Here is a 12,820-nt window from a genome sequence, read left to right on the forward strand (position 1 = left end):
ATGTCTGATCTCCCCGAATCTCCGCCGACAGGCGACCTGGAATCCGAAGAATTCCGTCGTGCGGGGCACGCCGTCATAGACTGGATCGCCGACTACATTGCACATCCGGAACGGCTGCGTGTACAGCCCGATGTCGAGTCCGGGGCGCTGCTCGACAAGTTGCCGGAGGAAGCGCCTGTTCACCCGTCTCCGTATGGCGATATTCTCGCCGATTTCGAGCACACGATTCTGCCCCATGTGATGCACTGGAATCATCCCGGTTTCATGGGATACTTTTCCGCAGGCGGGTCGTCTCCGGGGGTGCTGGCGGAAACCCTGAGCGCTGCGCTGAACAACGTCGGCCTGATGTGGAATTCGTCGCCTGCCCTGACCGAACTCGAAGAAAGAACATTGCAGTGGCTGGCCCGGCTTTTGGGGCTGCCGCTGTCCTGGTTCGGCATGATTCATGGAACGGCTTCCACGGCCAGTCTTCATGCGATGATCGCTGCGCGCGAATTTGCCGCCTCCAATGCCGAAAAGGCAGGATCGACGCTGGATCTGAACCGCCTTGTCATTTATACGTCCGAGCACGCGCACTCCTCTGTCGAAAAAACCACGGCGGCCCTTGGCCTCGGATGGGAAGCGTGTCGCAAGATCGCGGTGGACGAACGGTACGCCATGAAGCCCGATGCGCTGCGCGAGGCGATCGCTTCGGACCTGCGGAACGGTTTTGCTCCCATTGCCGTCGTCGCCACGGTGGGGACTACGGGGTCTACGGCGGTGGATCCGGTTCCCGCCATTGCAGATATTGCCGCCGAACATGCGCTCTGGCTGCACATCGATGCGGCCTATGCGGGCGCATCCGCCATGCTTCCGGAGATGCGCCATCACTTTGCAGGGTGCGATCGCGCCGATTCGTTCGTCGTCAATCCGCACAAGTGGATGTTCGTCCCCATGGACCTGACGGCATTCTATACCGCGCGCCCGGAATACCTGCGCAATGCGCTCTCGCTTGTGCCGGAGTACCTGCGGAGCCGCGAATATTCCCGCACCGTCAATTATATGGAGTACGCCGTCCCGCTGGGGCGCCGGTTTCGCGCCCTCAAACTCTGGTACGTACTGCGCTCATTCGGTTCCGAACGCATTGCGGACGCCCTGCGCGAGCACATCCGGCTTGCCCGCTTGCTTGCCGGCTGGGTCGATGCTTCTCCTGACTTCGAGCGCATGGCCCCGACCGATTTTTCGCTTGTCTGCCTGCGTTTCCGGCCCGAGGGAGCCAGTGAAGAAGAGACCGATGCCGCCAACGAGCGCCTCATGCACGCGATTAACGCAACCGGCGAGTTCTTCCTTTCCCATACCAAATTGCGGGGACGGTACACGATACGGGTTGCCATCGGGAATCTGCGTACGACGGAAGAGCATGTCCGCCGTCTTTGGGAACTCCTGCAGGGGAAAGCCATCTATGCATAAATTGCATAAAAAAGGAGGGCATTATGCAAAAAATGCATAGATGACGATTTTTTGCGAGGCTGTCTGGAAAATGGTGTAGCCTTATGTTCGCAGAACCGCACAGCCCGAATGCGGTAGAACGCACTCATTTATTTCGTTTGCTCACAGCCCTTTTTCGCACCATGAAACCTGTTCGTTTTCTTACCGTCGCCATTTTGGCCACCGCTTTCCTGCTGACCGGCGCAGTGCTTCCGGTTCATGATCGCGCCGAGGTCGTCACCTTCCATCCGGACAAGACCCATTCCAACGTCGGGTTCAAGGTGCGTCATCTCGGTATTTCCAATGTGCGCGGCGCTTTCGGCGAGTACGAAGCCACGGTACAGTTCGATCCGGAAGACCTGAGTACGCTCTCGGTGGACGCGACCATTCAGACAAGCAGCGTTGACACCGGGAATGAGCGCCGCGACAACCATCTTCGCTCGGACGATTTTTTCAATGCCGAGGAATTCCCGGAACTGCGGTTCGTGAGCAAGGAGGTTCGCGATCTCGACGGCGGCGAATTCAAACTCGTCGGCGATCTGACCATCCGGGACGTTACGAAGGAGATCATGCTGGACGCCGAATTTCTGGGCATGGCCGCAGGTCGAGAGGGACGTAAGGCCGGGTTCGAAGCGAGGACGACGATCAACCGCTTCGAGTACAATCTGAAATTCGACGCCCTGACGGAAACCGGCGGGCTGGTGGTAGGAAGCAGCGTGGAGATCATTCTGGAAATGGAACTCGACGAACAAGCGGGATAATCCGTCCCCAAAGTGCGTAGCCCGCCCCCGGTGTTCGACGTGCTCGTGGAAAAAATTCTTTGCCGGGGAAGGGAGGGAATCGTAATCCGGGCTTGCTTTTGTAAGCGCTTTCACCTAATTAAATAGGGTGCTTCTTAACCAATCCCCCGAGAAAGATGTCGAGTTTTCTGAATTCGCCCACCGGTCGCTCTATCCGGAGCTTCACCCATGCGTTTGCCCGTATTCTGATCGGCTTGTTGTTCATGCAGCATGGCGCGCAGAAGCTTTTCGGCTGGTTTGGCGGCATGGGCGAGTCCGGCGGTACGGCGGAATTGTTTTCGCTCATGGGGCTTGCAGGCGTGCTTGAATTCTTCGGCGGCCTGCTTGTCGTCGTGGGTCTTCTGACCACACCGGTTGCAGCCATCCTTGCACTCCAGATGCTTGTAGCCTATTTCATGGCCCACGCGCCGCAAGGCGGCCTGCCGATTGAAAATCGTGGAGAACTTGCCCTGCTGTATATGGCTGCGTTCGCTTTTCTCGCAGTGTCCGGCTCCGGTCCGGCCAGCCTGGACGGGAAATTGAAGAAGTAGGTATGGAGTCAGCGCATGCCGCTTTACTACGGCGGGATCGGCGCTCCTTGCCACCTTTATCTGCCTGGTCAGGGAATGTCGCGATAAGGAATCCAGCGGCGTCTCTTTCGGGAAAATCCGGCTAATCGGCATCGTCTGTACATGCCGGTTGCATTACTGCCAGTCGCCTGCTTTACCTTGAAAATTGGACGACACCCTTCCAATTTTCAAGGTATTTTCGTATCATTCCGATTATGATTCGGCGTGATGCACATATAAAGGCTCTGGAGCAGCTCATATCCCGGAATCCGGTGGTTGCCTTGCTTGGGGCGCGGCAGGTGGGCAAAACGACCCTTGCCCGTGAACTTGCCGGGCGACGAAGCGGGCCGACGCACCTCTTCGATCTCGAATCCACTGCCGATCTGGCGCGTCTTGCCGATCCTCTGCTCGCGCTTTCCTCCTTGCGCGGATTGATCATACTGGACGAAATACAGCACCGTCCCGAACTCTTTCCGACACTCCGGGTGTTGTCGGATCGAGCGCCGGCGCCAGCCCGTTTTCTTGTGCTTGGCAGCGCATCCCCAAGCTTACTCCGGCAAAGTTCGGAGAGCCTGGCGGGTCGCATCGCCTATTACGAACTTCCCGGCCTTTCCCTGTCCGAGGTTACTGTGGACAAGGCCGATCTCCTATGGCTTTGGGGTGGTTTTCCGCGTTCTTTTACCGCACACAGCCATCAGGAAAGCTATCGCTGGCGTGGAGACTTTTTGCAAACTTTTCTGGCGCAGGACATCCCCCAATTCGGCATTACCGTCTCCGGTGCACTGCTGGATCGCTTCTGGTCCATGCTTGCTCATTATCATGCTCAGACGTGGAACGGTTCGGAGTTGGGGCGTGCATTCGGCGTCTCTCACCACGCCGTACGCCGGTACCTGGATATTCTTGAAGCCACCTTCATGGTACGGAGTTTGAAACCCTGGAGCGCCAATCTGGCCAAGCGCCAGGTCAAATCGCCAAAGATTTATTTGCGCGATTCCGGGTTGCTGCACCGCTTTCTGAACGTAACCACGCGCCTGGAACTGGCGCGGCATCCCAAAATCGGCGCGTCATGGGAGGGATTCATTCTCGAAAACCTGATTCAGGCGCTCGGCGTCGAAGATCGGCAATGCTATTTTTGGGGAACGCATTCCGGCGCGGAAATAGACCTCGTGGTGCAGCAAGGGGCCGGATTGCGCGGCTTCGAGATCAAACGTACGACGGCTCCTGCCGTGACTCCTTCCATGCGGTCGGCGCTCGACGATCTGAAACTGAATCGCATTGATGTGATTCATGCCGGCGCAGAGAGTTTTCCCCTCGCGAAACGAATCCATGCCGTGGCCGCCTCCCGGCTCCTGAAGGATATTTGAGGGGAATTTCCCGGGAGTGCGGCCAGCTAACGGCGTGCGAAACTTTTGCTTTTTCCGACGCCCAAAAGATTCTGCGCCGTGCCTGACGGAACAGAGCATTGCTGCATAGTGTCAACAGGCCCTGGATTTTCCATCACGAATCGGTATGGAATCATGAAGCGCATGCTGCTTTACTACGGCGGGATTGGCGCCGCCATCATGATCGGCGTCAACCTGCTCGTACTGCTCATCACGGGCATCCCCGATGCGGAGGATTTCGCGATGGGCGAGGTCATCGGGTACTCGACGATCGTGGCTGCCCTTGCCATTCCCATCTATCTCGGCGTCAGGGAGTACCGGGACAAGATGTCCGAGGGCAGCATTTCCTTCGGGAAAGCCTGGTTGGTCGGTCTCGTCATTACCGAGCTTCCCGCCCTTGCCTTCGCCGCCTACAACCTTCTCTATGTGAAAGTCATCGATCCCGATTTTACGCAGAAGTACATGGAGTACCAGACGGAGTTGGCCCGCGCATCCATGACGGCGGAAGAATTTCAGGCATTCGAAGCCACGATGGGAGCCCAGAGCCCTCTCTTAACCAATATCGCCTTTCAAACGGTCGTGATGTATGTGACCGTGCTGCTGATCGGGATCGGGATTTCTCTCCTTCTGGCAATTTTTCTGAGGCGCAAGGCGCAATCGGAGGAAGGCGCACTTACCTGATCTTCCCTCTCGTTTTTCCCCTGGCGATTTTTCGAGGCGCAAGACGAAGGCGCCGCCGCCACAGGCATCCCCTCGCAATCGCGTGCAGGACAGTCGATATTACCTTGCCCTGCGCGCAGGGTCCGGCCAGCGAATTTCAACGCCCTGTCGTCGCAGGGACTGTTGAAAATCTTCCAGCAATTGCGGGTTGGCGCGTACTTGCCGGGGTACGTGATCCCCGTGCTTGCAGAATGCCGCCAGTTGGCCCACGGCTTCCCCGATATTCCACTCCACGGGATGCAGGCGATAGCACCCGTTCGTAATGTGCGTCGTCCCGATGTTCTTGGCGGCGGGCAGCAGGTTCTCCATGCGCACGGGAAGCAGGGCGCCCAGAGGAATTTCAAAGGGCAGCGAACCGATGTCGATGTAATTGTCCCCGCCGGTGGACGGATGCAGGTCGATGCGGTAACTGCCGATCCCTACGGAGTCCGGGAAAGCCGCGGCGGTAACTTCTCCTTGCGGCAAGCCTGTCTCCGCCATGCGCGCCTCCAGCCCCACATGCTGTTCGAGCACGGTGAATTCGGCCCGGATGCGCCGGGCCTCCCGGATGTAAGGCCGTTTCGCCAACCCGTGCCGCGTACCCGTCAGATCGCCGCGCAGTCGTAGTCCGGGCCAGCCTTCGCCTCCATCGGGTCGGGGGGCTTCCGTTTGCAACCAGTAGAAGAGGGACCGGCTCAAACCCAGCGCCCCGTCGAGATGCCGGGCTTTTTCCGCCTCGCCGACATCCACGAAATTGCCGAGGAGGTAATCGTTCTGCGGCCAGTTGACCAGGGTGATGCCGCCCGGGTACGTTCCCGGCGCGAAGTTGGCCGGGTCAATGAGGCGCCGGTAGGTCCACCACCCCCCGTCGTTCGTCCGCGGGTCGAACGGCAGCGTGCGGGGTTCGAGCGTGATCGGATGGCTGTAGGTGAAACTCAGCAAGGGGCCGGGCCAGGGGGGAGCGAGGTCGGGTACGTAATCGCGCCAGAATGCGTACTCCGCCGGCCGTTCGATGACGTGATTTTCTCCATCCACATGCTCCATGGCGAAGCACCAGGTGGCCGCTTGCATATTCTGCGGCTGCGGCTCGGCGGGCGCATGCGGCTCGCCGGTCTGATCCATCGATTCCGCGCCGGTAACGTACTCGACGCCGGCCAGCGGGAGCACATCTCCCGGTTCCGTGGCGTCGATAAAGAAGGGGGCGGTCAACTCGGTTTCGTTTCCCGTGCGTTCGTCGCGCACGCGCACGGATTCGATGCGGTCGCCCGTCACGCCCGCCGAAATGCACACATGCTCCAGCAATACGGTAAGCTGCCCATTGCTTACATACCGGGCCAGCATTTCTTCCAGCACTGCCAGCGCGACGCGCGGTTCGTGGCAGATGCGCGAAACCCCGCAGTTTCCCGGGTTGAACGGGTCCGAGGCGTCCCCGGCAAGCGGATACGTCCCGCGGTAAAAGGCCCGCACCCGCCGCCGGAAATCGAGGTACGAAGCGGGTGCTCCGAACTGTTCGATCCACGGGTGTTCATCAGGAGGAACCGCCTGCTGAGTCAATTGCCCGCCAATCCAGTCCGTTTCTTCGGTCAGAATAACCCGGGATCCGCTGCGCAAGGCGCCCAGCGCTGCTGCAACGCCGCCTGTGCCGCCGCCAATGATCACTACATCGGCGTGTCGCTCGCGGGCCGGGGGATACGGACCGTCGAACAGGGCATGGCGCGCGCCCAGTGTCCCGACCCCGGCGACCGCAGCCAGATTGCAAAGAAAATTCCTGCGATTCATCGAATCGGCAACCAATATCCTTCAAACAGGGATAAAAACCCTCTCGGATGACCCTGCCGTCCATGATACGAACCACGCCGGTGTTTCGTTAACGTATTTTGTTGCATGGTTTACAGTGTGATCCGATACATCCCCTATATCTTCCTGCTCTCGACCGGCGTCGCCTGGACGGCTGCCGCGCAGGTGCGCATCGGGGGAACTGTTCTGGACGGACAAACCGGTAGCCTCCTGTCCGGCGCGCATGTGTTCACGGAAGACATGGCGCAGGGCGCCATTACGAATGCGGAGGGGCGTTTCGTCCTCGAATTGTCTGCGCTTCCTGAAGCTATCGTCGTCCAGCACCTCGGGTATGCTCCTCGTGTATTCCCGGTGCCCCCGGAAGCCCCGGAATCGCTTGTCATCCGGCTGACCCCTATTGTGATTCCGCTGGAGGAGGTGCTCGTGTCCGGCGAGGGTTTTGCGTCCAGCCTGATGGAGCAGGTGATCCGCCGCAAACAGCGCATGTTCGCGGACATATCGTCGCTTCGCATGGTGGGCCAGACCCGGCTCATACTCGAAGACGACGAACGCATCGTTCATCTCGGCGATACCGCATTCGACCTGCTGTGGCTTTATGGCGAGACCGAACCAACGGACCGCACGCATCATACCTACCGCGCCGAGGTGAGCGCCGTAAGCCGAACCGGTGCGTGGGACGAGGAACTTCCCCTGCCCGCTCCGCACGACGTGGCGAACCTGTACGAGGACTTCGTGACCGTTCAGGGGCAGCGGATGATCGGGCCCACCCATCCCGACGCACTGGAACACTATGTCTTCCGGGTGGCTGCGGAGCGTACGCTCGGCGACCGCACGATCTATGATCTGAACGTTTCCCCCATCGGCGAAGAGGAGGCTGCGTTTATAGGCCAGATTTCCGTGATGGACGAGGAGTTCGTTCTGCTGGAAGCGCGCCTTTTCCCGGCGCGGCACGTGGTTTTTCCCGCTCCGACATCCGGCTGGAATGTCCGGTACGTGCAGCATTTCCGGGAGGTGACCGACGGATTCTGGGCCCCTGTCCATCTCGACATGGAGGGGACGCTCCGCGCCGCTGTCGGTATGCAGCGTCTGCGTACGGTGAGGTTCAGCCGGCGCACCCTGCTGGCGGGGCACACCGCCAACATTCCGGAAGAGCAGCTTGCATCGGTAACCACGCCCTGGTCCGACCCGGATTTTCGATACGGGCAGGTGCTGATGCCGATGACCGCGCGCGAACTGGACGCGGTCGCGGATCTTCGCGCCGCCAACCTGACATTGAGCGAAGCGTTTCCTCCCGAACGGCGGGCGGGGCGTTTTATCGGTTTTCTGGATCCGGAGATTCCTGGCCAACTGCAATGGCCCGTGGTCATGGGATACCGGTTCAAATTCCGGTATAACCGGGTGGATGGCCTGTTGAGCAGCGTAGGGAACGAACTGGACCTGTTTTCCGGCATCCGTATGTCGTGGCGTCTCGGTCAGGCGACCGGACTCGAGCAGACCCGGTCCTATGTTTCCCTGGCGAGACCGCTTGGCGAACAGTTTCTTTTTCGTATTTCGCGTGAACGGGATGTTGCTTCACAGGGCGCCTGGTCCGGACACAGCGAGGCGCTCGCTTCAGTGCAAGCGGCGCTCGGCGGACAGGATTACTTCGATTATTTCCGACGGACCCGGTACGGAGCCGGCATGGAAGCGAGATGGCGGGGACTGCATTTCACCGCCGGCGTCGAGCAGGAAAAGGCAGAATCAATAGACCGGCAGGTGGCCCGTTCCTGGCCGTACGCACAGACCTTTCGGGCCAATCCGCCCGTTCGGGACGGTACGTTCCGGTCGGTGTATGCTACTCTTGCGTTGCCTCGCCGCGCAACCCGAACCATCCGGTCCGCTGTGCTTCGCGTCGAGCACGGTTCGCCGCAGCGGCTTGCGGGCAATGCGGCATTCACCTTGCTGGGAGGCCATATCGACCTTGCGCAACCCACCCTGCACAGGCATCGCCCGACGCCCGCGGGCCTGCATATCCGCCTGCAAGGCGGTACGTCCTTCGGCGATCTTCCGCCGCAGCGGGCCGTGCTGCTCGATACCGGCCTCGAACTTTTCGACGGCCTCCGGCTGAACCGGCATCATGCCTTCCGTTCCCTGCACGGACGGCCGTTGCAAGGAGCGCGGTACGCCGCCGTCTTCTGGCGACACGACTTCACGACGCTCCCGTTCGAATGGGTCCGGCTGTGGCCGCTTGTCCGCCTGCGCATGGGGATTACCCTGTTCGGGGCCCACGGGCGTGTCCGGGGACAGCCTGCCGCGCCTCCTGACGAAGGGTTTTCCTGCATCCCCCCGGGGTATTGCGGGGATAATTCCCTCCACGAGGTCGGAGTTTCCCTGACCCGGATCGGCGGCACGCCGTTCCGCATGGACATCACCCGTCGCCTCGGGGATTTCGGGGATATTCCCGGTTCCCGCGTGGTGCTGGGGTTCGGGGTGGAGTTGTGAGGGGGAGATAAGGATGGTGAGGGGTATTGTTCAAAAGCCGTGCCTGGGAGAAATCCGCTGCTTTGCTGCGTACGGATCTTGCCGTAGCGCCTCCAGGGTGTACGTACGCTGGACAAGCGCGTAAAACGATACCCGTGGACATTTCTCCCGGGCGCCGCGCACTCTGCCGTTTATTGCAGCTTGAAGTTAATTGGCAGCGACATCCGCACCGGGACGGCCCTGCCCCGCTGCTTGCCGGGCGTAAACTTTGCCTGGCTCACGACGCGGATGGCTTCTTCGTCGCAACCGGCGCCAATGCCATAGCCCGGTTTTACCACCACATCCTGTACGTTGCCCTGTTCGTTGACGACGAATTGCACGGTTACGCGCCCTTCCACGCCGGCCCTGCGGGCGATCTCGGGATATTTCACTTCACTGACTATAGAGGCGTAACCTCCAATCAACTCGGGCATCTGTTCCACGATCAGGAATATCTCAGGCTCGTCTTCCTCTTCTTCCTCCGGGGCTGGGGGCGGAGGAAGGGCGGCCGCAGGGGCGTCAAGGTCCAGCGAAGCATCGAGGTCGAGGATATCGTCCTCGAGGATTTCATCGTTCGGCACCTCTACGGGTACGGGCGGTTTCGGCGGCGGAGGGGGTTCTTCTATTTGCTGCGTCTGCTGGATTTCTTCCATGGTGATCTGCTCCTGTTCCGGAAGCACGATCTCGAAATCGCTCTTGTTGGACCAGTCGGCGCGGAAGGCAACGATAAGAACACCCAGCGTGACGATCAGGCCCATCTCCATATACAGTGTGTACTTGTTCTTCAGGTTGAACCTGTCTTCCTTGTGCAAAGCCATGTCGATGTCCCGGATAGTTTGAAGTACGGATCAGGGGGTCGGAAAGATTAGGACATTATATACCAAAGTTGCAAGGGTGACTATTTCCGAGATTTGTGCCGGATCGGCGGCATGCCGCTCCGCATGGACCACGGCTTGCGTTGGGGATGTCTCTCTCCTTGGACAGGACTGTGATCTGGCTCGTTTTGAGACAATCGATTATTCAAGAATTTTTTCAAGATATCTGAAAAACGTGATAGGACCTCCAATGCCTAACCTTAGGGTGCGTTTTGAGCGTGGCCCGGTTCGACCGGGGTTTCCAGGCTCGTTGGAGACAACCCAAACCATGGAGGAAAAAATGAACAACAAACCGCCCTAATAAGCTGCTTTGTTTTTTCGCCTCGAGGTCGTCGCGGTGCCGTACTGGCCTCAGAGGTTTTAACACTGTCCGGACCGCCGGTTAGGTTTGGGGTGTTGTGCTTGGCTTCGGCTGGGTGTCGTGTCTGTTTCGTCTTTTTTGTTGACCCATGAAATATTTCCTTCTTTCCTTCGTTATGGTTGGTGTTCTTTGCTTCCCTGGTGTGGATGATGCCATGGCACAGAATGCTTCAACGTACTGTCAATCGTATTCGGATGTTAGACCTAATCCCTGGTCTCAATCCCCGCGTGAGAGATGTGAAGCTGCCTGTAATGCAGGTAATTGTCCTAATGCTCCAGATTCCAATTCAGGGTCTAGTGGATCAGGGACTGCAGGAAGTAACCCTAACTATCCGAATTGTAGTTCTTGTGGAAAATGCGACAGCCATTTAGCGAATTATAATAGGTGTGTAAATGATCTTCGAGCAAGGTGTGGCTCAGGGGAGTATGATCACTGTACTTTCCGTGAAAGATCATATACTGAATGGGTGTGGACCCCTATTCCGATTCGCCGTAGGTATTATCAAGCTGATTGTATTTTTCAGTATTGATGGAGGTTCAATACGAACTTCAATTCATCTTATTCTCCATCTTAACCTGAGGTTATCATGAAACGGCTGCTTTCTCTTCGTCTATCTATCATCCTTCCTTTTGCCTCTGTTCTCTTTCTACTGTCTGCCTGTGATCAGGCTGATTCGTTGAATGGTCCTTCTCAAGAAGTTGAGGATCAGTTGAATGGTAAGATATCAGATCTTTCCATGCATAATGGATCTAGATATGCGGTGTTATATCATACTCCTGATAATCTTGATGAGATCGCTAAGAATTCTTCCTGTAGAATTTGGAATGATGATGGTGATGTCATTATACGTGAACCTTGTGCTACTTTGCAGTTAGGAGGTGATGCTCCTTCTCGAGCTTATCTTGCTTTTGCAATTACTCTTGAGCACGAGTCTGGGTTTACTGATTATGAGGCTACATGGAGTTTTGTTTGGTGATTCTTTATAAGCTCTTCCTTTTCGGTATCTCCTTCCGGAACGGATTTGCTCTCTGAGTGGAAAATGGCGCCCATTTCGGCCCCGATCAGGCTGAAATGGGCGCTCGCGTTTGCGATAGATCGTACCCCCTAACCCGGATTTCCGAGATTTACAGGCTCTGAGGGCCTTCCTTTTCGACGATTTCGAGCACGCCGCGCTCCATGCCTGTTAAGCCGCGGTACGAGCTCGTGATTTGTAGATGTTCGGGACGTGGCTTGGTTATTGATCTCCCGGGTTCAGCTACCAGGATCCGCCAGCGCATCCAGTTAACAACGACATTCGGCTCCGGTAACGCGGGCCGTAGAAGACTTGTAAATCTCCGGATTCCTCGAATCGGCCTCGAACTTTTCGACGGTCTCCGGCTGAACCGGCATCATGCCTTCCGTTCCCTGCACGGCCGGCCGTTGCAAGGGGCGCGGCACGCCGCCGTCTTCTGGCGCCACGACTTCACGACGCTCCCGTTCGAATGGGTCCGGTTCACTTCGAGGACAACACATTATTCAAGAAATTATTCAAGATTTTTGAAAAACAAAATAGAGCCTCCAATCGCTAACGTTAGGGTGCGTTTTGAATCGATAAATTTAGTTCTGGAGACTTTTATCTCGGGGATATGCGAACCGATAACCATGGAGATCGCCGCATGAAGATTCACAAGAATGCCCGATTGATGCCGAAAGGTCGAGAGATTCTGGTTTATCGCATCGTTAACGAGGGGCGTTGCGGCGAGCACCTACCCCGGTGGCTACACCAATACAACTGGCACAGACCACAACCACGCGCAAGCCTGAAATACCGAACACCCATACAATTCCTCAATATTCCCCTGAACAACGTGGTGGGTTTACACAGATAGTTTAAAGGGCTGTACAATATATGCTTTGTGTCATGCGTTAGTAGTGTGCGGCTCTGCTTAGCTTGGACTCCCTTTTTCTTTTTGAAGTTTGTTATGGGAAATCTTGTTCTATCCGTTATTTTGATCGTCGGGATAATTTCTATATTTCCCGGCTATGTCAGTGCTCAAAATACGGATGTAAATCAATATATGAAATTTTCTATTGGCTGGGATGCTTCTAAAACTTCGGCTTTAGATTATGATGGGATGGATGTTGGTGGGGGCATTTCTTACAGTGGTTTTTCTATGGGCGCAAATTATGACTTTGGTATTGGAATTAGTCCTCTTGTTCAAATATCTTATTATGGTGTAAAAGAACTCTTTTTGGGTGTTGATTCTGAGTCTAAAATATGGTATTTTATGGGAGGGATTCGTCTTCAGTCTCCCAGCTCTTCTGTCTATCTTAATATTCTTTCCGGATTAAATAGACAGGGAATTATATATTTAAGTTGACAGCCGGGGTTTCCAGCCCGGTTTTTTATCGA

10 protein-coding genes are annotated in these 12,820 nt (G+C 57.0%); 8 read left to right on the forward strand and 2 right to left on the reverse strand.

Annotation, left to right across the window (positions count from 1 at the left end):
- The 5 genes from F4Y00_03105 to F4Y00_03125 all read left to right on the forward strand — a co-directional run bounded on the left by F4Y00_03105 (window position 1) and on the right by F4Y00_03125 (window position 4,878).
- Window positions 1-1,449, forward strand: coding sequence for an amino acid decarboxylase (locus tag F4Y00_03105; protein MYE03949.1), 1,449 nt, complete (start codon window positions 1-3; stop codon window positions 1,447-1,449).
- Window positions 1,450-1,610: 161 nt separating this feature from the next.
- Entirely contained in the window at window positions 1,611-2,228 is a 618-nt protein-coding gene (locus F4Y00_03110) for a YceI family protein (protein ID MYE03950.1), read from the forward strand.
- Between the two features lie 155 nt (window positions 2,229-2,383).
- Complete coding sequence (locus F4Y00_03115; GenBank protein ID MYE03951.1) at window positions 2,384-2,797, forward strand: DoxX family protein; 414 nt, start codon at window positions 2,384-2,386, stop codon at window positions 2,795-2,797.
- Window positions 2,798-3,030: 233 nt separating this feature from the next.
- Window positions 3,031-4,179 carry an ATP-binding protein gene (locus tag F4Y00_03120; GenBank protein MYE03952.1) on the forward strand — a complete coding sequence of 383 codons (1,149 nt, stop codon included), beginning with the start codon at window positions 3,031-3,033 and terminating at the stop codon, window positions 4,177-4,179.
- A 153-nt stretch (window positions 4,180-4,332) separates the two neighbouring features.
- Window positions 4,333-4,878 (forward strand): DUF4199 domain-containing protein, encoded by a 546-nt coding sequence (locus tag F4Y00_03125; GenBank protein MYE03953.1) that lies wholly within the window; start codon window positions 4,333-4,335, stop codon window positions 4,876-4,878.
- Between the two features lie 99 nt (window positions 4,879-4,977).
- Here the strand turns inward: F4Y00_03125 and F4Y00_03130 are convergent, their stop codons facing one another.
- On the reverse strand, window positions 4,978-6,675 hold the full coding sequence (locus F4Y00_03130; protein ID MYE03954.1) for an FAD-dependent oxidoreductase: 1,698 nt from the start codon (window positions 6,673-6,675) through the stop codon (window positions 4,978-4,980).
- A gap of 105 nt (window positions 6,676-6,780) precedes the next feature.
- Here F4Y00_03130 and F4Y00_03135 point away from each other — a divergent pair, with 105 nt between their 5' ends.
- Window positions 6,781-9,174: a carboxypeptidase-like regulatory domain-containing protein gene (locus tag F4Y00_03135; GenBank protein ID MYE03955.1), complete on the forward strand. Its 2,394-nt coding sequence runs from the start codon at window positions 6,781-6,783 to the stop codon at window positions 9,172-9,174.
- A 170-nt stretch (window positions 9,175-9,344) separates the two neighbouring features.
- Here F4Y00_03135 and F4Y00_03140 read toward each other — a convergent pair whose 3' ends face one another.
- The gene (locus tag F4Y00_03140) at window positions 9,345-10,010 is read right to left on the reverse strand and encodes a TonB family protein (GenBank protein ID MYE03956.1); all 666 of its coding nucleotides are present in this window, start codon (window positions 10,008-10,010) and stop codon (window positions 9,345-9,347) included.
- A 1,004-nt stretch (window positions 10,011-11,014) separates the two neighbouring features.
- On the opposite strand from F4Y00_03140, the gene F4Y00_03145 reads away from it, so the two are divergent.
- A complete protein-coding gene (locus tag F4Y00_03145; protein ID MYE03957.1) occupies window positions 11,015-11,404 on the forward strand; it encodes a hypothetical protein in 390 nt (129 codons plus the stop codon).
- Window positions 11,405-12,389: 985 nt separating this feature from the next.
- Entirely contained in the window at window positions 12,390-12,788 is a 399-nt protein-coding gene (locus F4Y00_03150) for a hypothetical protein (GenBank protein MYE03958.1), read from the forward strand.
- Window positions 12,789-12,820 lie beyond the last annotated feature (32 nt).

The organism is Bacteroidetes bacterium SB0662_bin_6 (genome assembly GCA_009839485.1).
GTDB lineage: Bacteria > Bacteroidota > Rhodothermia > Rhodothermales > VXPQ01 > VXPQ01.